The sequence below is a fragment of the Streptomyces sp. NPDC041205 genome (assembly GCF_055591765.1).
Genome location: NZ_JBVIZH010000002.1, coordinates 119,215 through 144,024 on the forward strand (window position 1 = coordinate 119,215; position 24,810 = coordinate 144,024).

Here is a 24,810-nt window from a genome sequence, read left to right on the forward strand (position 1 = left end):
GAGTCCATTGTCCCAGAGATACGACGAGAGGCCCGCACCCTGTGGATAACGGACCCCTTCGCACGAAACCGCAGGTCAGCGGCGTCGACGAGCGGCGAGGATCAGCCGGTGCCGACGAACGCCACCAGGAGCAGCCACACCACCGGCGCCGTCGGCAGCAGCGAGTCCAGGCGGTCCATGATGCCGCCGTGGCCCGGCAGCAGCGTGCCCATGTCCTTGATGCCGAGGTCGCGCTTGATCATGGACTCGCCAAGGTCCCCGAGCGTCGCGCTCGCCGCCACCGCGAGGCCGATGAGCAGGCCCTGCCACCAGGTCCCGTCGTCGATCAGGAAGTGCATGCACAGCGCGCCCGCCGCCATCGCGAAGGTCACCGCGCCCAGCAGACCCTCGCGGGTCTTGCCGGGGCTGATGCGCGGAGCGAGCTTGTGCTTGCCGAAGCGCCAGCCGATCGCGTACGCGCCGGTGTCGCTGACCACCGTGAGGACAAGGAAGGTGAGCACCCGCTGCGGACCGTCGTCCGCCTTGAGCATCAGCGCGACGAACGTCGCGAGGAACGGGACGTAGAAGGCCGCGAAGACACCGGCCGTGACGTCCTTCAGATAGCCCTCGGGCGGCTCGGTCATACGCCAGACGAGTACCGCGAGGGCGGTCAGCGCCATCGCCACCCAGGCGCCCTCGGCCCCGCGGACGTACCCGGCGACAACCATCGCGGCGCCGCCCACCGCGAGCGGTACGAGCGGCGCCTTGATGCCCTTGCGCTCTTCGAGGCGTGACGTCAGCTCCCAGAGGCCGACGACCACGGCGACCGCTATGACACCGACGAAGACGGCCTTCACGATGAACAGCGAGGCGACGATGACCGCGCCGAGACCCACGCCGACACCTATGGCCGCCCCGAGGTCACGGCCCGCGCTCTTCTTCTTCGGCGGGGCTGGGGCGGGCTGTGCTGCGCCGGTCATGGGCTCCTGCGGCTTCTGCGCGGGGTGCGCTGAGGGCGCGGGCGGCATCCCGTCACGGAACAGGGGGCCGCTCGGCTGAGCAGCCCCCCGGTCGTCGTCCTGGTGTCCGCCGCTCGCGGCTACGTCGGGAACGATGGGCATGGGCTGAGTCTCCGAAGGAGTCAGTGCATCCTGCGCATCGTATGCGGGACCCGCCGGGGCAGCACCCTGGACCGGTCCCTGGTCGGGCGCCCCCCAGTACCCGGCTCTGGGCGGCGCCCCCCAGGAAGTGTCGTTCACGGAATTCGGATTCCTCAGACCTAGATCGGACGTCGAGTCGGACTCGATCAGACCTCGAGCAGCTCGGATTCCTTGTGCTTGAGGAGCTCGTCCACCTGGGCGACGTACTTGGACGTGGTGTCGTCGAGCTCCTTCTCGGCGCGACGCCCCTCGTCCTCGCCGATGTCGCCGTCCTTGATCGCCTTGTCGAAGGCCTCCTTGGCCTTGCGGCGGATCGAACGGATCGAGATCTTGGAGTCCTCGGCCTTGGTCTTGGCGACCTTGATGTACTCCTTGCGACGGTCCTGGGTGAGCTCGGGGAACGTCACTCGGATGATGTTGCCGTCGTTGCTCGGGTTGACGCCCAGGTCCGAGTCGCGGATCGCCTGCTCGATGTTGCGCAGGGCGGTCTTGTCGAACGGGGTCACCACGGCCATGCGCGGCTCGGGCACCGAGAACGAGGCCAGCTGGTTGATCGGCGTCAGCGCGCCGTAGTAGTCGGCCACGATCTTGTTGAACATCGCCGGGTGGGCACGGCCCGTACGGATCGCGGCGAAGTCCTCCTTGGCGACCACGACGGCCTTCTCCATCTTCTCCTCGGCCTCGAGGAGGGTCTCTTCGATCACCACTTGCTCCTGCGTGTCTTGAGTAGGCCCGGCTTCCAAGGATCGGCCGGCTGCGTCGCGTCTCTTTCCTGCACGGTGTCCGACCGGCAGGGCTTTGTCCATCCCCTCGAAGGGGTCGTCCATCCCCTCGGGGGACGGACGTGGCTCAGGCCCGGGAGTCCTGGTCGCCCACGAGAGTGCCGATCTTCTCACCCTTGACGGCCCGCGCGATATTGCCCTCGGCGAGCAGTTCGAAGACCAGGATGGGCAGCTTGTTGTCCCGGCACAGCGTGACCGCGGTGGCGTCGGCGACCTTCAGGTCGCGGGTGATGACCTCGCCGTACCCGAGGGCGTCGAACTTCACCGCGTCCGGGTTGGTCTTGGGGTCGGAGTCGTAGACGCCGTCGACGCCGTTCTTGCCCATGAGCAGGGCCTCGGCGTCGATCTCCAGGGCCCGCTGGGCGGCCGTGGTGTCGGTGGAGAAGTACGGCATGCCCATGCCCGCGCCGAAGATGACGACGCGGCCCTTCTCCAGGTGGCGCACGGCGCGCAGCGGGATGTACGGCTCGGCGACCTGCCCCATGGTGATGGCGGTCTGCACGCGGCAGTCGATGCCTTCCTTCTCCAGGAAGTCCTGGAGGGCCAGGCAGTTCATGACCGTGCCGAGCATGCCCATGTAGTCGGAGCGGGCCCGGTCCATGCCGCGCTGCTGGAGTTCGGCTCCGCGGAAGAAGTTGCCACCGCCGATGACGATGGCGATCTCCGCGCCGTCCCGCACGACGGCCGCGATCTCACGGGCGATCTTGTGCACCACATCGGGGTCGACGCCGAGTCCGCCGCCTCCGGCGAACGCCTCGCCGGACAGCTTCAGCAGGAAGCGCCCGGCTACTTTGCCGTCGTCACTCTTGGTGTCGGCCTTGGTCATGGAGTTCTCCTTGTGGTGCACATACGAAGAGGCCATTGCCGGTGGGGTGGTGTACATCCCATCTGCGGCAATGGCCTCCTCGTCAGATCTTGCGGTCGTCCGTCGCGTGCGAAGGCCGGTTGTTCCCGGTGCCTTCGCGTACGGCGTCACTCCCGTCGCGTACGCCGCCGCGCACGCGGGCGACCGCGGTAGACCTTAGCGGGGTCCACCGCCGATCGTGGGTCGGACTCAGATGCCGACCTTGATGCGCGAGAAGCGCTTCAGGGTGACACCGGCCTCCTGCAGGACCTTCTCGACGGACTTCTTGTTGTCGAGGGCGTAGGGCTGACCCAGGAGAGTGGCGTCCTTGAAGAAGCCGTTGACGCGACCCTCGACGATCTTCGGGAGCGCGGCCTCGGGCTTGCCCTCGGCGCGGGTGGTCTCCTCGGCGACGCGACGCTCGGTCTCGACGACCTCGGCCGGAACGTCCTCACGGGTGAGGTACTTCGGCGCGAAGGCGGCGATGTGCTGGGCGATGCCCTTGGCGGTCTCGGCGTCGGCCTTGTCCAGCTCGACCAGAACACCGATCTGCGGGGGCAGGTCGGGCATGGTGCGGTGCATGTACGCGAAGACGAAGCCGTCGTTGAACTGCGCGAAGCGGTCCAGGACGATCTTCTCGCCGAGGTTGGCGTTGGCCTCGTCGACGTACGCCTGGACCGTCTTGCCGGGCTCGATCTCGGACGCGAGCAGCGCCTCGAGGTCGGCCGGGGTGGTCTTGGCGACGTGGGCGGCCAGGGCGTTGGCCACGGACTGGAACTTCTCACCCTTGGCGACGAAGTCGGTCTCGCACTTGAGCTCGACGATGACGCCGGTGGAGTTGTCGTCGGCGATGAGGGAGACCACGGCGCCGTTCTCGGCGGAGCGGCCCTCGCGCTTGGCGACGCCCTTCTGGCCCTTGATGCGCAGGGCCTCGACGGCCTTGTCGACGTTGCCGTCGGCCTCGTCGAGCGCCTTCTTGCAGTCCATCATGCCGGCGCCCGTGAGCTCACGGAGCTTCTTGACGTCAGCGGCGGTGTAGTTCGCCATGATTCTCGGAAATCTTTCTCGAAGTCGAAGATCTACGGGTGAACGGCGGGGGCCGCGCTCGTGGCACGGACCCCCGCCGTCAGCAGCCGATGCTTCAGCAGCCGCCGCTGCTCGCGGCCGGTGTGGCCGCGCGGTCGAGCGGCCGGCGCCGAAGTCAGGCCTGCTCGGCCTCCGCGGCGGGGGCCTCGACGGCCTCGGCCGGCTTCTCGTCGGCCTTCGGGGCCTCGACGGCCTCGGCGGCGTCGGCCTTCGGCGCCTCGTCGGCCTTGGGGGCCTCGGCGTCGTCGGCCTTCTTCTCGCCCTCGAGCAGGTCGCGCTCCCACTCGGCGAGCGGCTCGCCCGCGGCCTTCTCGCCCGGCTTGGAGTCACCGGTGGCGACGCCGGAGCGGGCGATGAGGCCCTCGGCGACGGCGTCGGCGATCACGCGGGTGAGCAGGGTGACGGAGCGGATCGCGTCGTCGTTGCCCGGGATCTTGTAGTCGACCTCGTCGGGGTCACAGTTCGTGTCGAGGATCGCGACGACCGGGATGTTGAGCTTCCGGGCCTCGCCGACAGCGATGTGCTCCTTCTTGGTGTCCACGATCCAGACGGCGCTGGGCACCTTCTGCATCTCGCGGATACCGCCGAGGGTCTTCTCCAGCTTGGCCTTCTCGCGGGAGAGGACGAGCAGCTCCTTCTTGGTGAGGCCGGAGGCGGCCACATCCTCGAAGTCGATCTGCTCGAGCTCCTTGAGGCGCTGCAGACGCTTGTAGACGGTCGAGAAGTTGGTGAGCATGCCGCCCAGCCAGCGCTGGTTGACGTAGGGCATGCCGACGCGGGTGGCCTGCTCGGCGATGGCCTCCTGCGCCTGCTTCTTCGTGCCGACGAACATGACCGTGCCGCCGTGGGCGACGGTCTCCTTGACGAACTCGTAGGCGCGGTCGATGTACGACAGCGACTGGAGAAGGTCGATGATGTAGATGCCGTTGCGCTCCGTGAAGATGAAGCGCTTCATCTTCGGGTTCCAACGGCGGGTCTGGTGACCGAAGTGGACGCCGCTTTCCAGCAGCTCCCGCATCGTGACGACGGCCATGGCCGTACTCCTTGGTGTTCTCGGTTATGTCCTGACGCCCGGCGCGCGCCGTGCCACGTACTCGCGTACGGGACCGAAAGGCGCTGACACCGTCGGCTGCGAGAGCCTGATGTCGGGGCGTGCGAAGTCGACCCGGTGACCCGGATCGCCACATGAAGTGTACGGGACCCGCGAGGCCGCGGGTGACGCCGCTGTCCACAACCGGCTGGTAGTCCACAGTTCCCGGCCATGATCCCTGCGAATCCGTCCGGGACGGGACCGTTCTCGTATGACGTGTGAACGACTGCCTCGACTGCGGGGCGTGACGAGTGCAGCGGTGTGGGCGACGGTGCTGGTTGTGCTGGCCTGCTCGTCCGTGGGGGCGGCCGGGGCGGGGCCGGCGCCGCCGGAGCGCCGGGCCGCGGCCCTTCCGTCGGGGCCCGAGCCGCCGCCGGGGGCGGCTCAGGGCCGGGTTCCGGCCGTGGGTCGCGCCTGGCCGGTGGGGGTTCGCCCATTGGTGGTACGGGGGTGGGAGCCGCCGGCGACGGAGTACGGGGCGGGGCACCGGGGCGTGGACCTGGCCGCGGCGCCGGGCTCACCGGTCCGCGCGGTGGCCCCCGGCCGGGTGTCCTTCGCGGGCCGGGTGGGCGGCCGCGGGGTGATCTCCGTGGAGCTGTCGGGGACGGGCAGCCCGCCCCTGCGCACGACCTACGAACCGGTGCGGGCCACGGTGAAGAAGGGCGACAGGGTGACCCCGGGCGAGCCCTTGGGCACGGTCGAGCCCGCGTCCCGCTTCCACTGCCCCACACCCTGCGTCCACTGGGGCCTGCTCAGAGCGGACACCTATCTGAACCCCCTGAGCCTGCTTCCTCCCTGGCTACTGGGCCTGGCCCCGTCCCGCCTGCTCCCACTGGCGGCGTAACGGCTGGCGGCGTAGCAGCTGTGGGCAGTCGCCCTTCGCCCAGCCCAAGGCCCCCGGCCAGAAGAATCAGCCCCGAACGCCCCGCAGAGCCATGGCCACAGCAGCCTCCGTAATGGCACCGGGCTCCTCGGCCACCCCCAGCTCGATCCGCCGCACCGCGGCGTCCACGATCCCCTGCAGGAGCATCGCGGCCATCCTCGGCTCCTGATGCCCCAGCGCGGCCAACGCCTCCACGATCATCGCCACAAGCCCACCGTGCGCGGCCCGGATCTTCTCCCGCGCCCCGGCGTCCAGCTCACTCGCCGAGATCGCCACCACGGCCCGGTGCCGCCGGTCCCCGACCAGCGCGAGCTGCCGCCGCACATACGCCTCGACCTGCGCCTCGGGCGAGTCGGCCGCCTCCATGGCCGCCGAGACCTCCGCCGCCCACACGGGGAAGTCGACCTCGCAGAGCTCTTCGACGACGGCGGCGCGCGAGCGGAAGTACTCGTAGACGGACGAGCGCGCGAGGCCCGTGCGCTCGGCGAGCGCCGGGAACGTCAGCGCCTCCGTACCGCCTTCGGACAGCAGGGATCGCGCGGCGTCCAGCAGGGCGCCTCGCTGCATCGACCGGTGCTCGGCCACAGAGGCCGCTCGAATCCTTGGCACGCCCCCACTTTACGGACGCGACGCCCGCCACGGGAGCCCGCCAGGCAGCCATTCCTCCTGGCAGCGACGGCGCGGGGGCGCGAGGAAGGCGCGGACAAGGCCCAGGCAGGGCGCGGGCAGGGACGATTCAGCGCGCCCACCACCGCCCTCACCGACCGAAACTGGCCAGCTTCGCCCGCAGCTGGAGCACCGACTTCGTGTGGATCTGGCTGACCCTGCTCTCCGTCACACCGAGCACATTGCCGATCTCGGCGAGCGTGAGCCCTTCGTAGTAGTACAGCGTCACGACGGTCTTCTCCCGCTCGGGCAGCGTGTTGATCGCCCGCGCCAGGAGCCGTCGCAGCTCGCGGTCCTCGGCGACCTCGACGGGGTTGTCGGCGGCGGTGTCCTCCAGCGTGTCCATCAGGCTCAGCCGGTCGCCCTCGCCGCCGACGTGCAGCAGCTCCTCCAGGGCGACGACGTTCGCCAGGGACAACTGGCTGAAGACCGCGTGCAGTTCCTCCACCTGGATGCCCATCTCGGCGGCGACCTCGCCCTCGGACGGGGTGCGCCGCAGCCGTGCCTCCAGGGTGGCGTAGGCCCGCTCCACGTTGCGCGCCTTCTGCCGCACGGAACGGGGGATCCAGTCGAGCGCCCGCAGCTCGTCGATCATCGCGCCCCGGATCCGCGTGATCGCGTACGTCTCGAACTTGATCGCCCGGTCGATGTCGAACTTCTCGATCGCGTCGATGAGCCCGAAGACCCCCGACGACACGAAGTCCGCCTGCTCGACGTTGGGCGGCAGGCCGACGCTCACGCGGCCCGCGACGTACTTCACGAGCGGTGAGTAGTGCAGGATCAGCTGCTCGCGCAGCCGCCCGTCGCCCGTCGTCTTGTACGACCGCCACAGCTCGTCCAGCGACGTGGGAGCGGGTGGCCGCTCCCGCTCGCCGCTTCGGGCGGCTGGGGGAACTGCCGCCCGGTCGGACCCTGACGTGTGCTGGGGCATGCGTCGCCTTGAGCCGTTCTGCCGTGAACTGGAAAAGTTGCCGGATTGTGTGAGGTTGTGGTTTTGCGTGAAGTGAATGAGGTTGTCCGTCTGATTGCCTGTCTGCACCGGATTCGTCGTGAGCGTAGCGTGACTGAAGTGTCGCAGTGAGCGAAGAGTATGGGATCGCACGTACGCAGATACGTTCCGCTTGACTCCCTGAGGGATCACCTCCGTCGCACTCCGTAACCGAACCGACCCGCCAACTGCGCGATTTCCCAAGGTCGTCGGGGGTTCATCCGTCCGGCGCAACACGCACCGTCACACATCACCCCCTTCCGGAAAGACCGAGAGAAACGCCTGGCGTGTCAACTGCCAGCCATCCCCGTGCCGTTCGACGAACCCGAGCGAGCGAAGTTCGTACAGCCGGACGACCGCGTCATCCGCACTGGTGCCCGCTTCTCGCGCGATGTCCCGGGCCCCGGCGCTCCCCCGCGCGGGCAGCGCGGCAAGGACCCGGGCAGCCCCGGGGTCGAGCAGATCGCGCGGCACCACCGGCCCGCGCCGCCTGGGCGCGAGGTCACCCATGTCCCCGACCAGCTCCACGACTTCGGCGGCATCCCCGACAAGGACCGCGTCCCCGCGCAGGAGTTCGTGCACCCCCGCCGACAGACCGCTGGTGACCGGCCCCGGCACGCCCATGGTGTGTCTCCCGAGGTCCCGCGCGCAGCGTGCCGTGACCAGCGCGCCGCTGCGGTAGGCGGCCTCCACGACGACCGTGCCCCGGGTGAGTGCCGCGATCACCCTGTTCCTGAGGATGAATCTGCTCGGCGTCGGGTGGTCGCCGGGCGGCAACTCCCCCACGACGAGCCCCTGTTCCGCGATCCGCCCGATCAACTGCGCGTGCCCCCGGGGATAGGGCCGGTCGACCCCGCACGCGAGGACCGCCACGGTGGCGCCGCCCGCGCCGAGAGCACCCCGGTGCGCGGCGCCGTCCACGCCGTACGCACCACCGGACACCACCACCCATCCGCGCTCGGCCAGCCCCGCGCCGAGACCTGCCGCCATGTGCGCCCCGTACTCCGTACAGGCGCGCGCCCCCACGACCGCCACCGACCGCAGCGCCCAGATCCGCAGGGACGGCCGCCCCCGCACCCACAGCCCGACCGGCCGCGCGTCCCCCAGGTCGTCCAGCTGAGCGGGCCACTCGGCGTCCCCCGGCATCACGAACCGCGCCCCGGCCCCGGCGGCGGTCTCCAGATCCCGCACCGCCCGCACCCGCCGGGCCCGAGCCCTCAACCCCTCCCACCGCTTGGCAGTAACCCCCGGCAGCCTCGCCGTGCGCCCCACATCCTCCAGGCCTTCGAGAACGGCTCCGCCCTCGATTCCGCCGCCCCCGCTCCCGTCGCCCCCATCCATGCGATCGATCCCCGCAAGGGCGTCAGCCCCCTCGACCAGGCACCGCAGCACCGCGACGGCTCCCCACTCCCGCAGCCACCGCCCACCCACGGCGTCCCCGGGCTCCAGCACCCGGGTCAGGGCGGCCCGGGCCAGACGCTCGTCGTCGGGGAGGGCCGGGGGTGACTTGCTCGGTGAACCCGGGTGAGCCTTGTCCGGACGGGCTGAGGACCCTCCGCCCCGCGAGCACACGTCGGCCTTGTCCGGACAGGCGGGGGAACTCTCCCTCGGCGAACCCGGGTGGGCCATGTCCGGACGGCCCGGGAAACCCTCCCTCGGCGAACCCGGGTGGGCCATGTCCGGGTCGTCCGGGGGCCTCTCTCCCGGACGACCCAGCGGGGCCGTGTCCGGGAGCGCAGGGGATCTCCCGCCCGGCACGTTCGGCAGCACCTCGCCCGAGCCGGCTGGAGGACTCTCGCCCGCAGAACCCGGAGGTGCCGAGTCCGCTGGCACCGGCGGTCTCCCGCCCGGCAAACCCGGCCCCGCCCGGCCCGAGCCGACCGGAGACCTCTCCCCGGGGTGTTCCAGGGATGCGCCGCCCGGCGCCCCCAGCCCCACCTGCCCCCTCACGGCCGTGCCCCAACCACCATCGGTACCCCCCGTGGCACCCCCGTCCGCAGTTGCAGCGCCAGCGCCACATCGCCCGCGTCGGGGCGGTCGTGGCCCGCGAGGTCGGCCACGGTCCAGGCGACCCGTAGGACGCGGTCGAGGCCGCGGGCGGTGAGGAAGCCGCGCTCCAGGCCGCGTTCGGCGTCGGCCATGGCGCCGGGGACCGCGTGCCATCGACTGCGCAGTTCGTGGCCGGGGACGTCGGCGTTGGTGCGCCAGGGTGTGCCCTTGAGGCGGGCGGCCGTGCGCTCCCGGGCGGCGCGCACGCGGTCGGCCACGACCTGGGTGGACTCGCCTCGCGCCCCCTGCGCGGTCAGTTCGGAGCGGGTGACGGGCTCAACGTCGACGCGTAGGTCGACCCGGTCGAGGAGGGGGCCGGAGAGCCTGGCCTGGTAGCGCCGGATGCTGCTCGGGGAGCAGTCGCAGTTGTCGCCGGTCAGGCTGAAGCGGCCGCACGGGCAGGGGTTGGCCGCGAGGAGCATGAGGAACCGCGAGGGCAGCCGCACCACGCCGGCGCTGCGTGCGATCACGACGTACCCGGACTCCAGGGGTTGGCGGAGCGCGTCCAGGGCGTGGCCGCTGAACTCGGGGGCCTCGTCCAGGAACAGCACTCCGCGATGGGCGAGCGAGACCGCTCCGGGGCGGGCGAGCCCCTTGCCTCCGCCCACGAGCGACTGCATGGTCGCGGAGTGGTGGGGCGCGCAGAACGGCGGGATGTCCACCAACGGCCTGCCGGGCGGCAGCATGCCCGCGATCGAGTGGACAGCGGTCACCTCCAGGGACTCGGCCCTGGACAGCCGAGGCATGATCGTCGGCATCCGCTCGGCGAGCATGGTCTTGCCCGCGCCCGGCGGCCCTTGCAGGAACGTGTGGTGGCCACCGGCCGCGGCCACCTCGATCGCCGTCCGCGCCGACAACTGCCCGACCACGTCCGCGAGGTCGTGCCGCCGGTCGTGCTCCGAGGTGCCGACGCCGCTCACTCCGGTGCCCAGACCCTCGCCGGGCAGGCTCAGGCCGGCCATCAGCGGGTCCGGGCGCCCCGAGTCGGCGGGGTCCTCCTCCGGGACGGGCTCGTCGGTGAGGACCGCGATCAGTTGCCGCAGGCTGCGCACTCCGAGGACGGACACCCCGGGCACCAGTGCGGCCTCCGACGCCGTGCACTCCGGCACGACCACTTGCTCATAGCCCGCTTCCGCCGCCGCGAGGACCGCAGGGAGCACCCCGCGCACCGGGCGCACCCGGCCGTCGAGCCCCAGCTCGCCGATCATCACGATGTCGGCGAGGACGCGGGGGTCGATACGCTCCGAGGCGCCGAGGACAGCGCAGGCGACGGCCAGGTCGAAGCCGCTGCCGCCCTTCGGCACGGACGCCGGGCTCAGGCCGACCGTGAGCTTCTTCTGCGGCCACTCACCCCCGGAGTTGACGACTGCCGCCCTGACCCGGTCCCGGCTCTCCGTGAGGCTCTTGTCGGGAAGGCCCACCAGCGTGAACGCCGCGACGCCCGGCTCCAGGTCGGCCTGCACCTCGACGACGACGCCCTCGACGCCGACGAGGGCCACCGAGCAGGTGCGTGCGAATCCCATCAGGCCACCCCCCGCGCGTGCTCGACCACGGGGGCACCGCGCTCCGGCACGACGACGCCCACCAGGTCGATGCGGACACCGCCCGGTGGCGCCCCGCCGTGTTCCTGCAGCCAGCGCTCGGCCAGGCCGCGCAATCGCCGGGCCTTGGCGGGCGTCACCGCCGCCATCGGGTGCTGGAAGGAAGCCTCTCTGCGGGTCTTCACCTCGCAGACGACCAGGGCGTCGCCGTCGCGGGCGACAATGTCGATCTCGCCCGTCCTGCCGCCGCGCCAATTGCGGTCAAGGACCGTCATCCCGGCCTCGGCCAGCCGCCGCGCGGCCAGCTCTTCGCCGTACTTGCCGAGTGCGCCTCGTGCGTTCATGTCGGCACCACCTCCGACACCCACGGTCACGCGGCGGGCCCGCACTATTGGATCTTGGTGCGTTACCGACGGGTTGTGGACAACTCCGTCACCCGGTCGTGTCGGAGGCGGGCGCTCAGCCGCCCGGCAGTTCGAGGTCGCTCTTGTTGAGCTCCTCGATATTCACGTCCTTGAACGTGAGTACACGGACCTGCTTGACGAACCGAGCCGGCCGGTACATGTCCCACACCCAGGCGTCCGCCATCGACACCTCGAAGAACACCTCACCCTGGACCGAGTGCACCTGCATCTCGTAGTCGTTCGTGAGGTAGAAGCGCCGCTCGGTCTCGATCACGTATTTGAACAGTCCGACGACGTCTCGGTACTCCCGGTAGAGCTTCAGCTCCATCTCGGTCTCGTACTTCTCGAGGTCCTCGGCGCTCATGGCATGTTCCCCTTCAGCCGTGCGTCCCCCTATTGTGCGCCAGCCCCGGGAAGCCCTACACGATTTCCGTGCCAAGGGTCTCGGGCGTGCTCGGAGGACCCTCGTCGAGCAGCTTGCGCAGCAACTCGGCGAGCCTGGTCGGATACACCGTCTCATGGGCCCGGGCCAGTTCCTGGCACGTCCACCAGCGCGCTCCGGCGACACTGCGCCGCTCCAACTCGGTCAGGCCCTCCGCGCGCGTCACCGTCTGCGCGGTTCGCGCCAGGTAGTACCACTCGTCCTGGTCCCAGCGCCGTCCCGCGAAGGGGAAGGAGCACACCCGCCGCCACAGCACGGGGCCGAGTTCGACGTCTGTGATTCCGGTCTCCTCGGCCAGCTCGCGCAGCGCGGCCTCCGCGCGCGTCTCGTCGCCCTCCAGGCCGCCGCCCGGCGTGAACCACCAGTCGTCGGCCCTGTCGCCCGGCTCGTACCCGTGCAGCAGCAGGATCCGGTCCTCGGGGTCCAGGAGCACGACCCGCGCCACCTTGCGCAGCGGGCGCCCCGCCACCGCCTCGGCGCCGACCGGCCCCGTCACGTCCTCCACGTCCTCAGCCGACACCAGCGGCCTCCGCCGTCCCACCGGACCCACCAGAGCCACCGGACCCGCCCCGCTCACGGCCACCCCGCCCCGCCCGCTTGGCGATCGGCCCGTACGCCGCCCCGCCGAGAACCAGCACCGCACCCACCACCACCGAGGCGAGGATCAGCCGCAGCGGCCCCGGCTCGGACGTGCCGCCGCCCGGCAGGCCGTCGAAGCCGGTGGCGCGGTCGAGCATGCCGTCCAGAGGCCAGGCCACGGCGTCCACACGGGCCTTGACCGCGCTGCGCGGCACGGAGCCCTTGTCGGCGTCCTCCAGGTGCACGCTGGAGTCCATCGAGCCACTGCGCTCGTCGCCGAGCAGGAACAGATGGCCCTTGGGCACGGTGGTCGCGGGGATTCCGGTCGCCGCGGCGCCCATTCCCTTGGGGAGATACGGTTCGTCGATCTGCTTGCCGTTGACCGTCAGCTTGCCGTCCGTGCAGCAGGCGATCCGGTCGCCGCCGACGCCGACGACCCGCTTGACCATGGGCAGGTCGCCCCACGCCTGCTGCCGGAAGACGACGACGTCACCGCGGCGGACGTCGTCGCCGTCGATGCGCTCCGCGAGGACGCGGTCGCCCGCGCCGATGGTCGGGGTCATCGAGCCGGTGGGGACCGTGTAGGGCTGATAGACGAAGGCGCCCCAGACGAAGCCGCCCAGGAAGAGGACACAGCCGAGGGCCACGGCGACTCCCGACAGCGTGCTGCCGAGCCGTCCGTGGCCCTCATCCGTACGACGTGTCGTGCTCATCCCAGTGCTCCCCCGGCTCGGAGACGACCCCGCGGCCCTTCGTACCGCCTATGCGAGCGACGTACGACAACGACGTGCTGCGGTGGACGAGGGCCGTGGAAGATCGGTGATCTGGGACGGCAGACTACCCGGCGGTACCCCCGCCAGAAACCCTGGTGGCGCGCCCGGAATCCAGGCGCGCGGCCACCCGCCGACGGCGCCAGAGCACGAGCGGCACGGCGCCCGCGAGGCCGAGGGCGGCCGGGGCCGCGCTCAGCGCCTGGCTGATGCCGGGCTGGTCGAAGGTGTCCGGGACCGGCAGCGTTCCCCAGCGGGTGGGGGGCCAGGCGATCACGAAGGCGCGGCCCACGACGTTGTCGACGGGGACGGCGCCGCCGCCGGGCTGGTTCTGGTGGTAGCGGGAGTCCAGGGAGTTCTGCCGGTGGTCGCCCATGACCCAGATTTTGCCCTTGGGGACCGTGACCTTGAACTGGCCGCCCTGGTCGTCGACCGTGCAGGGGGTGTTGCCCTCGAAGACGTAGTTCTTCTCGTTCAGCGCCTTGCCGTTGACCTTCACCGGTCCGGTGCCCTTGCACTCGACGGTGTCGCCGCCGACCGCGATGACGCGCTTGATCAGGTCCTTCTCGTCGGCGGACGGCATCAGGCCGATCCAGCCGAGGACCTTCTGCACCGCGTTCGGGTCGGGGGTGGGCTCGCCGTCCAGCCAGTGGCCCGGGTCCTTGAAGACCACGACCTCGCCGCGCTCGGGCTCGGAGCCGAACCACGGCGTCAGCTTGTCGACGAGCACCCGGTCGCCCTGCTGCAGCGTGTTCTGCATGGAGTCCGAGGGGATCGAGAACGCCTGGACCAGGAAGGTCTTGATGACCAGGGCGAGGATCAGCGCGATGCCGATGAGGAGCGGCAGCTCCTTCCAGAAGGACTTGGGCTTCTTGCCCTTCGCCGGCCTGGGCGGCTCCGTGCCCTCAGGGCCGGGGGCGCCGGTCTCGCCGGGAGCCGCGGAGCCGGGGGGCGCGGTGTCAGGGCCGGTGCTCATCCCGTCCCCCGCGGGTGCGGGTACCGGCCCTGCGGAGTGCCCAGGCTGCTCCTCGGGCCCCTCGTGTCCGGATCGTGCGCCGACCGCCACATCCCCCACATCCACTCCTCAGTCCGTACCGCCGCCTGCCCCGTACGCGATGCAGGCCCACCACTCCCATAACGAGCGGGAGTTCCGCAGGGGTCGGGAGGCCGGTAATTCCGTTGCGATCGCCGGGAGCCACCCTATGCGACGCTCCTGTGGCCGTGGCCGACCCGGCGGGCGCGTCGGGCACGGACGCGTACGCATCGGGTTCGTCCAGCTCACGCCAGTGACCGAACGGCCAGGCGATGACGAGCGCGCGGCCCACGACCTCATCCTCCGAGACGGTGCCGCTGAACTTTTCGTTCCGGTGGAAGCGGGAGTCGGCGGAGTCCGACCGGTGGTCGCCCATCATGAACAGCCGCCCCTTCGGCACCTTCACCTTGAACTCGAAGAGGGAGGGCTTGTCCCCGGGGAAGAGGTACGGCTCGTTGATCGCCACGCCGTTGACGGTGACCTTGTCGTTCTTGTCACAGCACTGCACGGTGTCGCCGCCGACGCCGACGACGCGCTTGATCAGGTCGCGCTCGCCGTCGGACGGGAGCAGTCCGATGAAGGTCAGGCCCTGTTTGATCTGCTTGATGACGACGGGGTCGTCCTTCTTCTTGCCGCGCTCCTCCTCCAGCCAGTTGCCGGGGTCCTTGAAGACGACGACGTCCCCGCGCGAGGGCTTGCCGCCGAACCACGGGGTGAGCTTGTCGACCAGGACGCGGTCGCCGATGCGGATCGTCTGCTCCATGGAGCCCGAGGGGATCACGAAGGCCTGCACCAGGAAGGTCTTCAGGACGAGGGCTATCAGCAGGGCGACGACTATGAGGAGCGGTATCTCCTTGATCGCGGAGCGGCGCCTGCGGCGCTTGACCTTCTTCGCGAGCTTGCGGCGCTCGGCCCGGCCGGGTAGCACGGGGCCGCTGGTCGGGCGGGTGCCGGTGGGCAGCCGGGTGTCGGCCGCGTGGGTGGCCTTCGCGCGGCCGCGGTTACCCATGCGCGCCGCCTGGTGCCGGCACGCGCGCGTAGGCGTCGGGACGCTTCAGGGAGGTCCAGCGGCTGAGCGGCCAGACGATCCAGTCGGCCCTGCCGATGACCGCGTCGACGGGGATCATGCCGCCGCCGGGAGAGCCCAGGTGGTCGCGGGAGTCGCTGGAGTCGCCGCGGTGGTCGCCGAGCAGGAAGAGGGTGCCGTCGGGCACGACGACGTCGAAGGGCACCTTGGAGGGGGCGTCCCCGGGGAAGAGGTAGGGCTCGTTGACGGGCTCGCCGTTCACCTTGATCCTCCCCCGGTTGTCGCAGCAGACCACGCGGTCCCCGCCGACTCCCGCGACCCGCTTGACGTAGTCGGAGTCTCCGAAGTAGCCGCTGCCGTCGAAGACGACGGCGTCTCCGCGCTGGGGGCCGGAACCGAAACGGTACGCCAACTTGTTGACGAGTACGCGGTCACCGGGCTGGAACGCGGGCTGCATGGAGCCGCTGGGGATCGCGAACGGCTGCACCACGAAGGTGCTGAGGACGAGCAGGGCGCCCAGGGTGAGGAGGGCGGTCAGGGTGAGCCTGCCGCCCGGGAGCCAGTCCATGACGGACGCGAAAACGGAACGCGACCGCTCCTCCGTGCCCTCGGAGTCCGGTGCGTCCGCGGATGCGGTGTCGGACTCGGAGGAGGGGGAGGAACGGTCGCGCTCCGTGTGCTGTGCTTCGGTGTCCATCGGGGCCAGATGCTATCCGGCCCGGCTGTGGACCCGCGTGGGAGCTCGGCCCGGGGGCCGGGCGCGAGATCAGTTCTCGCGCTTCTCCTTGATCTTCGCGGCCTTGCCGCGCAGGTCACGCAGGTAGTACAGCTTGGCGCGACGGACGTCGCCCTTCGTGACGAGCTCGATCTTCTCGACGATCGGGGTGTGCACCGGGAAGGTGCGCTCGACGCCCACGGAGAACGAGACCTTGCGGACCGTGAAGGTCTCGCGGACACCGGCGCCCTGGCGGCGGATGACTACGCCCTTGAACTGCTGCACACGGGAGCGGTTGCCCTCGATGACGCGGACGTGGACGTTGACGGTGTCACCCGGGCGGAAGGCCGGGATGTCGCTGCGCAGCGACGCGGAGTCGACGGAGTCGAGCAGGTGAGACATGATCGTCTGCTTTCTTCGCTGATGCCACAGGTCATCAGCGGTACGTGGTGATGAGGTTTCGGTAGCTGATCACGTCGGGCCGGCGTCGTTCCCCCTGTGGCAGGGGCGCAGGCTGGACGTACAGCAGCGGCCTATTCTTCCACGGCCTCGGGGTCTCGCCCAAATCGGCCGTCGGGCCCCGGGCGCCACCCCAGGATCGAGAGCATCTCGCGGTCCTTCTTGTCGAAGGCCGCGGGGTCGCAACGCTCGATGAGATCGGGCCTGTTGCGGGTGGTGCGCCGCAGCGCCTCGTCCCGCCGCCAGCGGGCGATCTTGCCGTGGTGGCCGCTGAGCAGGACGTCCGGGATGCCGTGACCGCGCCACTCCGGGGGCTTGGTGTAGACCGGGCCTTCGAGGAGGTTGGCCATGGCTCCGGGCGCGAAGGAGTCGTCGCGGTGGGACTCGGCGTTGCCGAGGACACCGGGCAGGAGCCGGGCCACGGCCTCCGTGACGACCAGTACGGCGGCCTCTCCGCCCGCGAGGACGTAGTCGCCGATGGAGACCTCGTAGACGGGCATCCGGGTCGCGTACTCGTCGATGACGCGGCGGTCGATGCCCTCGTAGCGCGCGGGCGTGAAGACCAGCCAGGGCCGCCCGGAGAGCTCGACGGCGAGTTCCTGGGTGAAGGGGCGCCCGCTGGGCGTGGGGACGACGAGGACGGGCCCGTGCGCCCCCGCCTCGTACCCCTCGGCGAGCACGTCGTCGAGGGCGGCACCCCAGGGGTCGGTCTTCATGACCATGCCCGGGCCGCCGCCGTAGGGCGTGTCGTCGACCGTGTTGTGCCGGTCGTACGTCCACTCCCTGAGGTCGTGCACGTTGACGTCGAGCTGCCCGCGCGCGCGGGCCTTGCCGACGAGGGAGACGTTCAGGGGTTCCAGGTACTCGGGAAAGATCGTGACGACGTCGAGCCGCATTACGCCTGGTCCTCCGGGGCCGCCTCGGCGTCACGCGCGGACGCGACCTCCGCGCGGTCGTCGATCAGGCCGGGCGGCGGGTCGATGACGGCCCGCTGCTCCTCCAGGTCGATCTCGGTGACGATCTGCTCGACGAACGGGATCATCACCTCGCTGCCGTCGGGCCGCTCCACGATGAACAGGTCCTGCGAGGGCAGGTGGGAGATCTCCGTGATCCGGCCGATCTCGACGCCGTCCTTGGTGACCACGTCGAGGTCCATCAGCTGGTGGTCGTAGAACTCCTCCGGGTCCTCCGGGAGCTCCTCCGGGTCGACCTCGGCGATCAGCAGGGTGTTGCGCAGCGCCTCGGCGCCCGAGCGGTCGCGTACGCCCGCGAAGCGGAGCAGCAGCCTGCCGCTGTGCACCCGGCCGGTCTCGATGGTCAGCGGCCCCACTCCGGCGGGGTCGGTGGCGAGCACGGCGCCGGGGCCGAGCCTCAGCTCCGGCTCGTCGGTGCGCACCTCGACGGTGACCTCGCCCTTGATGCCGTGGGCGCGGCCGATCCGCGCGACTACGAGCTGCACTGTGCTGTCTCTCCCTTGCTGAATACGACTGCGGGCCGGGGACGGCCCTGGAGCCCTCCCCGGCCCGAGCCGGTGCTACGTGTGGTTCAGTGAACCTGGTCCACGTCGACGAGGTCGACGCGGACACCGCGGCCGCCGATGGCGCCCACGACGGTACGCAGAGCGCGTGCGGTGCGGCCGTTGCGGCCGATCACCTTGCCCAGGTCGTCCGGGTGGACCCGGACTTCCAGGACGCGTCCGCGGCGCAGGTTGCGCGAGGCGACCTGCACGTCGTCGGGGTTGTCGACGATGCCCTTCACGAGGTGCTCGAGAGCCTCCTCGAGCATGCTCAGGCCTCGGTCGACTCGGCCGCGGACTCGGCCGGGGCCTCGTCCTTCTTCTCGGCCTTCTTCTTCTGGGTGATGGCGTCACCCTTGGGCTCGCCGTCGGCGTCCTTGGCCACGGCCTCGAAGAGGGCGCGGTGGTCGGCCTTGGGCTCCGGCTGCAGCAGCGGAGCGGGGGCCGGCAGGCCCTTGTGCTTCTGCCAGTCACCGGTGAGCTTCAGGATCGCGAGAACCGGCTCGGTCGGCTGGGCGCCGACGGACAGCCAGTACTGCGCGCGCTCCGAGTTGACCTCGATGCGCGAGGGGTTCTGCACCGGGTGGTACAGACCGATCTCCTCGATGGCCCGGCCGTCACGGCGGGTACGGGAGTCGGCGACGACGATGCGGTAGTGAGGCGAACGGATCTTGCCCAGACGCTTCAGCTTGATCTTGACTGCCACGGGAGTGGTGTCTCCTGGTCTTGACGTGGTTGGGCACAACGGGATGCCGCGTGGGGTTGCGGTACTCGAGGTGCCCGATGGACGCGTCAGCCGGAGGAGAGAGGGGTCCTGTGCGACTGTCGAGTACAGCTAGCCATTGTGCCACATGCCACCGGGGCGGCCGAATCCGGCCGACCGCCCCGCACCAGCTCATCGCGGGTGGACCCGGCTCACCCCGCTCCCGCGCCGACGCCCACCACTTCCGGGATCCGGAAGGGCTTGCCGCAGCCGCCGCACATGATCGGCGCCTGGGCGAGGACGGACGGCACGACGCGGACGTTGCGCCCGCAGTCGCAGACGGCCTTCACGCGCACGCCGCCTCCGGAGGACCCGTGCCGGGCGGCCGGGCCGCGGAAGGTGCGTGAGGTGTCGGCCGTGGTGGCGACCGTGTGCGCGCGCAGGGCGCGTTGCAGCCGCTCGATGGTCGGGCGATAGCGCTTCTTGGCCTCGGGGTTGAGCGTGACCAGGGAGAAGCCGCTGCTCGGATGCGGCTCCTCCGGGTGGTCCAGGCCCAACTCCTCGGCGATCGAGAGGAATCTGCGGTTGTGGTAGCGGCCCGCGCGTGAGGTGTCGCGTACGCCGCGGGCCGCGGCGATGCCGTGGACTGCCTCGTGGAGCAGTCGTTCGAAGGAGAGCTCGGCGCCACAGGCGGACGACGACTCTCCGATCAGGGATTCGGGCGCGGCTAGGTCCGGCAGCTCGGAGTGGTGCCGCTGAATGTCGGCCCACGCCTGTGCCAGCTCTGCGGCGAGAACAGGTGGTGTCGTGCTCACGTCGTGACAACGAGCCGGGGTGCCTCCGGGTTCCATTCCGGGGCATCTCAAATAATTTGCACTTACCCGTCAGTTGCCGTTGATGCGTCCGGACGAGGGCGGGTGCGCTGATCTGCGGAGAAGCCTCGCAGCTCACAACAAGGCGGTACGTAGTGGCGCGTACGCCCCGGCGCGTAGGTCAACTCCGTGCGCCGGGGCCCCTGTTGCGAAGAGGACCGGCCGACGCCTCCTGAAGGCACCCCAGCCGGAATCCGGGGTCTCAATACGCGCGTGCCACGACGGCGACGTTACCGGGTGCGTCATCGGCGTCCGGCACCGCCCCGTCCTCCGTGACCAGACACCGTACGGTCACACCGTGCTCGGCCAGCCGCGCCTCGCCCGCCGGGCCGAGCGCCGCCCACGGCAGGCGCGCCCAGCCGCCCGCCGCGGCGGCCTCGACGGCCTCGCCGGCGTCGGCCACCTCGCTCGTACGGGATTCCCGGCGGGCGCGGGCCTGGGTGAGCAGCAGCTCCTGGTCCTCTTCGAGGACGGTGGGCAGGAGCGTCGTGAGGGCGTCGAGGGCCACGGGCTGCTTGCCGCCCGCGATCCGGCGTACGAGCATCGCGGTGCCGTTCTCCAGGTCGCGCGGCCCGATCTCGACGCGCACCGGCACGCCCTTGAGCTCCCAGTCCACGGCGCGCCGCCCGAAGGGGGTCTCCGTGCGGTCGTCGACCTGGACGCGCACGCCCGCCGCCGTCAGCCGCTCACCGATCTCGCGCGCCTTGGCGAGCACGGCGTCGTCGTCCTTCACGGCGAGGACGACGGCCTGGACGGGCGCGAGGCGCGGCGGCAGACGCAGGCCGTTGTCGTCGCCGTGCATCATCACCAGAGCGCCGATCATGCGGGTCGTGGAGCCCCAGGAGGTCTGCCAGACCAGTTCCTGCTCGCCGTCCTTCGACAGGTACCGGGTGCCGAAGGCCCTGGCGAAGTTCTGGCCGAGTTCGTGGCTGGTGCCGAGCTGGAGGGCCTTGCCGTCGCCCATCATGCCTTCGAGCGTGAGCGTGTTGATGGCGCCCGCGAAGCGCTCGTCGGCCGTCTTGCGGCCGAGCACGAAGTCCATCGCGAGGAGGTCCCGCAGGAACGCTCCGTAGACGTGCCGGTGGATACGGGCGGCGAAGTCGCGGGCCTCCTCGTACGTCGCGTGGGCCGTGTGGCCCTCCTGCCACAGGAACTCCGAGGTGCGCAGGAACAGGCGCGGCCGCAGCTCCCAGCGGACCACGTTGGCCCACTGGTTGATGAGTAGCGGCAGATCGCGGTAGCTCTGCACCCACTTGGAGAAGTACTCGTTGACGATGGTCTCCGAAGTGGGCCGGATGACGACCGGCTCCTCCAGCTCCTTGCCGCCGCCGTGCGTGACGACAGCCAGCTCCGGAGCGAAGCCCTCGACGTGCTCCGCCTCGCGCGTGAGGTACGACTGCGGGATCAGGAGGGGAAAGTACGCGTTCTGGGTACCCGTCTCCTTGATGCGCACGTCCATGTCGTGCTGCATCCGCTCCCACAGCCCGTAGCCGTACGGTCGGATCACCATGGTGCCGCGCACCGGCCCGTTGTCGGCCAGCTCGGCCTTGGTGATCAGCTCCTGGTACCAGCGGGGGAAGTCGTCCGCGCGGGGCGTGAGTACGGGTGCCTTTGCCATGGCGCGCATGGTACGTCCGAGCCGTCTGAAGGGCCGGAAATTTACGGTCTCAGGGGGCGCACGACGGTGGCACACAAGCATTGCCCCACAACCCCTGGACGCCACGACGGATGCGGAGTTCCCTGGCATACGGGGGGAGCGTGAACGCACGTCGTGGGGGCGGACGAATCGCAGAAATCGGCACGACAACTCTCGGCGGATTGGGGCGCTTTCGATGACACCTACGCTCGTGCACTCCCACCGCCCGCGCGCGGGTGCGACCCCACGTGCGGACCGGTGCGCACGCGCGCGTGACTGGGCGGAGATCCAGGAGAGGATGCTGGTCCCGCTCTATGAAGCGGTGTACGAACGACTGGAAGTGGGCCGCGGCACGCGCCTTCTCGACCTGGGCTGCGGGTCCGGGCTCGCCCTGCTGATGGCGGCCTCGCGGGGCGCCTCGGTGACCGGCGTGGAACCGTCGGCGCCCGAACGCCTGGCGCTCGCCCGCGAACGCCTCGCGCCGGACGCGTCCGCGGGCGCACGCCCAGGGGCCGGGACCCGCTTGGTGGAGGGCTCCCCCGAGGACGCCGCGTCCCCGGACGTCCCGCCGTACACCCTGGTGACCGCGTTCCAGCCGATCGGCTGCGTGGCCGGCGACTCCGAGGGCCTTTCGGCACTCCTGGAGTCGGCGTCCCCGCTCGCCGAGCGAGGCGCCGCCGTGGTCCTCGCGGGCTGGGGCCCTCCGGAGCGCTGCACCACGTCCTCCGTGCTCCGGGTGGCCACGAAGCTCGCCGACCCGCTGCGCAGCGCGCACAGCTGGCGCCCGGCGTGCCGGGACGACCTGGAGGAGGTGGCGCACCGCGCGGGCCTCAAGCCGGACGGCTCGGGCCGCGTGGCATGCCCCTTCGGCTACGCGGACATGGACAGCGCCGTCCGCGGCCTGCTGTCCACCGGCCTGTTCGACGCGGCGGTAGGCGCGACGGACGAGGTACAGGTCGACAAGGAACTGACCGAGGCACTGCATCCGCATCAGCGCCGCGACGGCACGGTATGGATGCCGAACGTATTCCGCTACTTGATCGCGCGCACGCCTTAACAGCCACTGCTACGTACGCACTGCTGATGAACAGTCACTGCTACGTACGCACTGCTGACGAACAACCACTGCTTCGTACGCACGGCTGAGCACGCATTACAGGGGACGGGGCGCCGAGAACCGTCCTCTACGCAGACCCCGCACACGACCCGGCGCCGACGCGCCTCACTCCTTGAGCGCCGCCTGCCACGTCCAGACCGTCCGACGCTCACGCCCGTCGAGGTCGCCGCGCCCCGTGCACCAGAGCAGCACGGCGGCAGGGTCGCCGTCCGGGGCGTCCGGGAAGAGCCGGGCCAGCACGCGCTCGCACAGCGCCCGGGGCGGCAGCCACGCGATGGCGAGGCCCTGGGTGATGTCGTGCGTATGCAGCAGTCCGGCGGCGGCTTCCCTGACGTCGCTGCTGTCCATGGCGGCACGTTGGCCAGCCCGGTGGCGCGCGTGCCTCACGTTTCCTTGGTGAGCCGTGTAATACCGGCCACCCTGTAGGCGTCGGCCTCCTCCAGGGTCTCGTTCTCCAGGAGGGACGCGGCCAGGGCGTCCAGTTGGCCGCGGTGGTCGCGGAGTTGGCGGCAGGCGCTCTCGTAGCACTCGTCGACGATGCGGCGCATCTCGCCGTCGATGGTGTCGAGGGTTCCCGGGGCTGCGGCCAGGCCGTAGGCCTGCTGGGCGTCGTTCGGGAGAGCCGAGAGGCGGCCCACGCGCTCGCTCATGCCCCAGCGGGCGACCATGCCGCGGGCGATGTTGGTGACCTGCTCCAGGTCGTTCTCGGCGCCGGTGGTGATGACTCCGTAGACGACGTGTTCGGCTGCCATGCCGCCCAGGGCGCCGATGATCCGGCCGCGCAGATACTCCTCCGTGTACGCGTACTTGTCGGCGTCCGGGGTCGACAGGGTGACGCCGAGGGCGCGTCCGCGCGGCACGATGGTGATCTTGCGGACGGGGTCGGCGCCCGGCTGCAGCATCCCGAGCAGGGCGTGCCCGCTCTCGTGGTACGCGGTCCGGCGGCGCTCCTCGTCGGGCATCACCAGCGGCCGCTCGGCGCCCAGTTGCACCTTCTCCAGGGCTTCGGAGAGGTCGGACTGCGTGACCAGTTCCTGCCCCCGCTTCACGGCGAGCAAGGCGGCCTCGTTCGCGAGGTTGGCCAGGTCCGCGCCCGTCATGCCCGGGGTCGTGCGGGCGATCTGGGCCAGGTCCACGTCCTCGGCGAGGGGGATCGCCCGGGTGTGGATGCCGAGGATGGCCTCGCGGCCGCCGCGGTCGGGCGGTGACACGTTGACGACGCGGTCGAAGCGGCCGGGACGGGTCAGGGCCGGGTCGAGGATGTCGGCGCGGTTGGTGGCGGCGATGACGATGACGCCCTCGGAGCCGGAGAAACCATCCATCTCGGTGAGGATCTGGTTGAGCGTCTGTTCGCGCTCGTCGTGCCCGCCCATGCCACTGCCGCCGCCGCGGGCCCGCCCGATGGTGTCGATCTCGTCGATGAAGATGATGGCCGGCGCGACCTTGCGGGCCTCGGCGAACAGCTCACGCACCCGCGAGGCCCCCACCCCCACGATCATCTCGATGAACTCCGACGCGGACGCCGAGAAGAACGGCACCCCGGCCTCACCGGCGACGGCCCGCGCCAGCAGGGTCTTGCCGGTCCCGGGCGGCCCGGCGAGCAGCACACCGCCGGGCATCCGCGCACCCATCTTCCGGTAGGCGTCGGGGTTCTTCAGGAAGTCGACGACGTCGTTCAGCTCGCCCTCGACCTCGTCGATGCCCGCGACGTCCTCGAAGGTGGTCCGCTTCTTGCCCGGCTCCAGCTCGACGGGCTTCGGCGGCTGCTTGCGCCCGAGCATGCCGCCCGCGCCGCCCATCCCGGACGCCATCCGCCGCGCGATGAAGATCCACAGCACCACGAGCAGCAGCATCGGGGCGAGCGAGATCAGCAGGTTGGACAGGAAGCTGCGCTGCTGCACCACCGGCTCGGCGGTGACCGTGACCTTGTTCTTCGTCAGATCGCCCCACAGCTTGTCGTCCGCGAATTCGGGCCGCTGCGTCTTGAACTTGGTGTATTCGTCACCCCCGTCCGGATCCTTCTGCTCCTTCTTGAGCTGCCCCTGGATCGCGTCGCCCTTGGAGTAGATCTTCGAGACGTTTCCGGAGTCGACCTGCTTGCTGAACTCCGTGTACGAGATGGTCGGCTCGTCGCCGTCGCCGAAGAAGGAGAGAACGAGGTTGGCGACGAGGTAGACGATCAGGGCCGCGAGGATCAGCCCGCCCCAGCCGCCGGGCAGCTTCCGCTTCGGCGGCGGCGTGGGCGCGGGTTCCGGAGCACCCTCGGAGCGCCACGGCTGCTCGGGCTTCTGACGCGGCGGCACGGGGTTACTCATATGCGGACGCTACGACACAAAATGCCCACCGGCACCCGCGGCAAGGACTCCCGGTGCCCGCCGTCAGCCCACTCCGCACACGCCTGGGGCGCCGCACCGATCGGTGCGGCGCCCCAGGCGACGTACGACGTACGAGACGGGCGTGCCGTCCGTC

Annotated in this window: 27 protein-coding genes; 2 read left to right on the top strand and 25 right to left on the bottom strand. The window is 70.7% G+C overall.

Annotated features, from left to right (window positions below; genetic code table 11):
* Positions 1-101 precede the first annotated feature (101 nt).
* The 5 genes from ACZ6BG_RS07500 to rpsB all read right to left on the bottom strand — a co-directional run bounded on the left by ACZ6BG_RS07500 (position 102) and on the right by rpsB (position 4,884).
* Positions 102-1,238 carry a phosphatidate cytidylyltransferase gene (locus ACZ6BG_RS07500; RefSeq protein ID WP_468998236.1) on the bottom strand — a complete coding sequence of 379 codons (1,137 nt, stop codon included), beginning with the start codon at positions 1,236-1,238 and terminating at the stop codon, positions 102-104.
* 47 nt (positions 1,239-1,285) lie between these two features.
* Entirely contained in the window at positions 1,286-1,843 is a 558-nt protein-coding gene (frr, locus tag ACZ6BG_RS07505; protein WP_030361995.1) for a ribosome recycling factor, read from the bottom strand.
* Positions 1,844-1,988: 145 nt separating this feature from the next.
* The gene (pyrH, locus tag ACZ6BG_RS07510; protein ID WP_468451912.1) at positions 1,989-2,747 is read right to left on the bottom strand and encodes a UMP kinase; all 759 of its coding nucleotides are present in this window, start codon (positions 2,745-2,747) and stop codon (positions 1,989-1,991) included.
* A 228-nt stretch (positions 2,748-2,975) separates the two neighbouring features.
* Entirely contained in the window at positions 2,976-3,812 is an 837-nt protein-coding gene (tsf, locus tag ACZ6BG_RS07515; RefSeq protein WP_468998239.1) for a translation elongation factor Ts, read from the bottom strand.
* A 154-nt stretch (positions 3,813-3,966) separates the two neighbouring features.
* On the bottom strand, positions 3,967-4,884 hold the full coding sequence (gene rpsB, locus ACZ6BG_RS07520; RefSeq protein ID WP_385710511.1) for a 30S ribosomal protein S2: 918 nt from the start codon (positions 4,882-4,884) through the stop codon (positions 3,967-3,969).
* Between the two features lie 550 nt (positions 4,885-5,434).
* Between rpsB and ACZ6BG_RS07525 the strand changes: the two genes are divergently transcribed.
* Positions 5,435-5,785, top strand: a complete 351-nt coding sequence (locus tag ACZ6BG_RS07525) for a peptidoglycan DD-metalloendopeptidase family protein (protein ID WP_468998244.1) — start codon at positions 5,435-5,437, stop codon at positions 5,783-5,785.
* A 66-nt stretch (positions 5,786-5,851) separates the two neighbouring features.
* On the opposite strand, the gene ACZ6BG_RS07530 is transcribed toward ACZ6BG_RS07525, so the two are convergent.
* The 18 genes from ACZ6BG_RS07530 to proS all read right to left on the bottom strand — a co-directional run bounded on the left by ACZ6BG_RS07530 (position 5,852) and on the right by proS (position 21,206).
* Complete coding sequence (locus tag ACZ6BG_RS07530) at positions 5,852-6,409, bottom strand: TetR/AcrR family transcriptional regulator (protein ID WP_385710627.1); 558 nt, start codon at positions 6,407-6,409, stop codon at positions 5,852-5,854.
* Positions 6,410-6,581: 172 nt separating this feature from the next.
* On the bottom strand, positions 6,582-7,421 hold the full coding sequence (whiG, locus tag ACZ6BG_RS07535; RefSeq protein WP_468451920.1) for an RNA polymerase sigma factor WhiG: 840 nt from the start codon (positions 7,419-7,421) through the stop codon (positions 6,582-6,584).
* Positions 7,422-7,721: 300 nt separating this feature from the next.
* Positions 7,722-9,107, bottom strand: coding sequence for a DNA-processing protein DprA (gene dprA, locus ACZ6BG_RS07540; RefSeq protein WP_468998248.1), 1,386 nt, complete (start codon positions 9,105-9,107; stop codon positions 7,722-7,724).
* Between the two features lie 317 nt (positions 9,108-9,424).
* Positions 9,425-11,050 carry a YifB family Mg chelatase-like AAA ATPase gene (locus ACZ6BG_RS07545; RefSeq protein WP_468998251.1) on the bottom strand — a complete coding sequence of 542 codons (1,626 nt, stop codon included), beginning with the start codon at positions 11,048-11,050 and terminating at the stop codon, positions 9,425-9,427.
* Positions 11,050-11,442 (bottom strand): YraN family protein, encoded by a 393-nt coding sequence (locus ACZ6BG_RS07550; protein ID WP_469000118.1) that lies wholly within the window; start codon positions 11,440-11,442, stop codon positions 11,050-11,052. Before ACZ6BG_RS07550 ends, ACZ6BG_RS07545 begins: the two co-directional genes overlap by 1 nt.
* An 85-nt stretch (positions 11,443-11,527) precedes the next feature.
* Entirely contained in the window at positions 11,528-11,836 is a 309-nt protein-coding gene (locus ACZ6BG_RS07555; RefSeq protein ID WP_003965949.1) for a DUF2469 domain-containing protein, read from the bottom strand.
* A gap of 55 nt (positions 11,837-11,891) precedes the next feature.
* Positions 11,892-12,410: an NUDIX hydrolase gene (locus ACZ6BG_RS07560; protein WP_469000120.1), complete on the bottom strand. Its 519-nt coding sequence runs from the start codon at positions 12,408-12,410 to the stop codon at positions 11,892-11,894.
* Between the two features lie 13 nt (positions 12,411-12,423).
* Positions 12,424-13,206 (bottom strand): signal peptidase I, encoded by a 783-nt coding sequence (lepB, locus tag ACZ6BG_RS07565; RefSeq protein WP_468998252.1) that lies wholly within the window; start codon positions 13,204-13,206, stop codon positions 12,424-12,426.
* Between the two features lie 124 nt (positions 13,207-13,330).
* A complete protein-coding gene (lepB, locus tag ACZ6BG_RS07570; RefSeq protein WP_468998255.1) occupies positions 13,331-14,239 on the bottom strand; it encodes a signal peptidase I in 909 nt (302 codons plus the stop codon).
* Positions 14,223-15,305 (bottom strand): signal peptidase I, encoded by a 1,083-nt coding sequence (gene lepB, locus ACZ6BG_RS07575; RefSeq protein ID WP_468998258.1) that lies wholly within the window; start codon positions 15,303-15,305, stop codon positions 14,223-14,225. The genes lepB (ACZ6BG_RS07570) and lepB (ACZ6BG_RS07575) overlap by 17 nt, the downstream gene beginning before the upstream one ends.
* Entirely contained in the window at positions 15,298-16,020 is a 723-nt protein-coding gene (lepB, locus tag ACZ6BG_RS07580; protein ID WP_468998260.1) for a signal peptidase I, read from the bottom strand. Before lepB (ACZ6BG_RS07580) ends, lepB (ACZ6BG_RS07575) begins: the two co-directional genes overlap by 8 nt.
* A gap of 69 nt (positions 16,021-16,089) precedes the next feature.
* The gene (rplS, locus tag ACZ6BG_RS07585) at positions 16,090-16,440 is read right to left on the bottom strand and encodes a 50S ribosomal protein L19 (protein WP_016638799.1); all 351 of its coding nucleotides are present in this window, start codon (positions 16,438-16,440) and stop codon (positions 16,090-16,092) included.
* A 131-nt stretch (positions 16,441-16,571) separates the two neighbouring features.
* Positions 16,572-17,393 (bottom strand): tRNA (guanosine(37)-N1)-methyltransferase TrmD, encoded by an 822-nt coding sequence (gene trmD / locus ACZ6BG_RS07590; RefSeq protein ID WP_468998262.1) that lies wholly within the window; start codon positions 17,391-17,393, stop codon positions 16,572-16,574.
* A complete protein-coding gene (rimM, locus tag ACZ6BG_RS07595; RefSeq protein WP_468998264.1) occupies positions 17,393-17,956 on the bottom strand; it encodes a ribosome maturation factor RimM in 564 nt (187 codons plus the stop codon). Before rimM ends, trmD begins: the two co-directional genes overlap by 1 nt.
* 86 nt (positions 17,957-18,042) lie before the next feature.
* Complete coding sequence (locus ACZ6BG_RS07600; protein WP_030361979.1) at positions 18,043-18,282, bottom strand: RNA-binding protein; 240 nt, start codon at positions 18,280-18,282, stop codon at positions 18,043-18,045.
* Positions 18,283-18,284: 2 nt separating this feature from the next.
* Entirely contained in the window at positions 18,285-18,719 is a 435-nt protein-coding gene (gene rpsP, locus ACZ6BG_RS07605; RefSeq protein WP_030361978.1) for a 30S ribosomal protein S16, read from the bottom strand.
* A 209-nt stretch (positions 18,720-18,928) separates the two neighbouring features.
* Entirely contained in the window at positions 18,929-19,531 is a 603-nt protein-coding gene (locus ACZ6BG_RS07610) for a hypothetical protein (RefSeq protein WP_030361977.1), read from the bottom strand.
* A gap of 259 nt (positions 19,532-19,790) precedes the next feature.
* A complete protein-coding gene (proS, locus tag ACZ6BG_RS07615; protein ID WP_468998269.1) occupies positions 19,791-21,206 on the bottom strand; it encodes a proline--tRNA ligase in 1,416 nt (471 codons plus the stop codon).
* Positions 21,207-21,420: 214 nt separating this feature from the next.
* Here proS and ACZ6BG_RS07620 point away from each other — a divergent pair, with 214 nt between their 5' ends.
* Positions 21,421-22,281 (top strand): class I SAM-dependent methyltransferase, encoded by an 861-nt coding sequence (locus ACZ6BG_RS07620; RefSeq protein ID WP_468998271.1) that lies wholly within the window; start codon positions 21,421-21,423, stop codon positions 22,279-22,281.
* Between the two features lie 165 nt (positions 22,282-22,446).
* On the opposite strand, the gene ACZ6BG_RS07625 is transcribed toward ACZ6BG_RS07620, so the two are convergent.
* Both ACZ6BG_RS07625 and ftsH read right to left on the bottom strand, forming a co-directional pair.
* A complete protein-coding gene (locus ACZ6BG_RS07625) occupies positions 22,447-22,689 on the bottom strand; it encodes a hypothetical protein (protein ID WP_468998274.1) in 243 nt (80 codons plus the stop codon).
* A 35-nt stretch (positions 22,690-22,724) separates the two neighbouring features.
* A complete protein-coding gene (ftsH, locus tag ACZ6BG_RS07630) occupies positions 22,725-24,656 on the bottom strand; it encodes an ATP-dependent zinc metalloprotease FtsH (RefSeq protein ID WP_468998278.1) in 1,932 nt (643 codons plus the stop codon).
* Positions 24,657-24,810: the final 154 nt, after the last annotated feature.

Excerpts from the sequence above, each read along its gene's own strand:
- pyrH (WP_468451912.1), bottom strand. The coding sequence starts at position 2,747 with ATGACCAAGGCCGACACCAAGAGTGACGACGGCAAAGTAGCCGGGCGC.
- tsf (WP_468998239.1), bottom strand. The coding sequence starts at position 3,812 with ATGGCGAACTACACCGCCGCTGACGTCAAGAAGCTCCGTGAGCTCACG.
- rpsB (WP_385710511.1), bottom strand. The coding sequence starts at position 4,884 with ATGGCCGTCGTCACGATGCGGGAGCTGCTGGAAAGCGGCGTCCACTTC.
- whiG (WP_468451920.1), bottom strand. The coding sequence starts at position 7,421 with ATGCCCCAGCACACGTCAGGGTCCGACCGGGCGGCAGTTCCCCCAGCC.
- dprA (WP_468998248.1), bottom strand. The coding sequence starts at position 9,107 with ATGGCCCACCCGGGTTCGCCGAGGGAGAGTTCCCCCGCCTGTCCGGAC.
- ACZ6BG_RS07545 (WP_468998251.1), bottom strand. The coding sequence starts at position 11,050 with ATGGGATTCGCACGCACCTGCTCGGTGGCCCTCGTCGGCGTCGAGGGC.
- ACZ6BG_RS07555 (WP_003965949.1), bottom strand. The coding sequence starts at position 11,836 with ATGAGCGCCGAGGACCTCGAGAAGTACGAGACCGAGATGGAGCTGAAG.
- lepB (WP_468998252.1), bottom strand. The coding sequence starts at position 13,206 with ATGAGCACGACACGTCGTACGGATGAGGGCCACGGACGGCTCGGCAGC.
- lepB (WP_468998255.1), bottom strand. The coding sequence starts at position 14,239 with ATGAGCACCGGCCCTGACACCGCGCCCCCCGGCTCCGCGGCTCCCGGC.
- lepB (WP_468998258.1), bottom strand. The coding sequence starts at position 15,305 with ATGGGTAACCGCGGCCGCGCGAAGGCCACCCACGCGGCCGACACCCGG.
- lepB (WP_468998260.1), bottom strand. The coding sequence starts at position 16,020 with ATGGACACCGAAGCACAGCACACGGAGCGCGACCGTTCCTCCCCCTCC.
- rplS (WP_016638799.1), bottom strand. The coding sequence starts at position 16,440 with ATGTCTCACCTGCTCGACTCCGTCGACTCCGCGTCGCTGCGCAGCGAC.
- trmD (WP_468998262.1), bottom strand. The coding sequence starts at position 17,393 with ATGCGGCTCGACGTCGTCACGATCTTTCCCGAGTACCTGGAACCCCTG.
- ACZ6BG_RS07600 (WP_030361979.1), bottom strand. The coding sequence starts at position 18,282 with ATGCTCGAGGAGGCTCTCGAGCACCTCGTGAAGGGCATCGTCGACAAC.
- proS (WP_468998269.1), bottom strand. The coding sequence starts at position 21,206 with ATGGCAAAGGCACCCGTACTCACGCCCCGCGCGGACGACTTCCCCCGC.
- ACZ6BG_RS07620 (WP_468998271.1), top strand. The coding sequence starts at position 21,421 with ATGACACCTACGCTCGTGCACTCCCACCGCCCGCGCGCGGGTGCGACC.
- ACZ6BG_RS07625 (WP_468998274.1), bottom strand. The coding sequence starts at position 22,689 with ATGGACAGCAGCGACGTCAGGGAAGCCGCCGCCGGACTGCTGCATACG.
- ftsH (WP_468998278.1), bottom strand. The coding sequence starts at position 24,656 with ATGAGTAACCCCGTGCCGCCGCGTCAGAAGCCCGAGCAGCCGTGGCGC.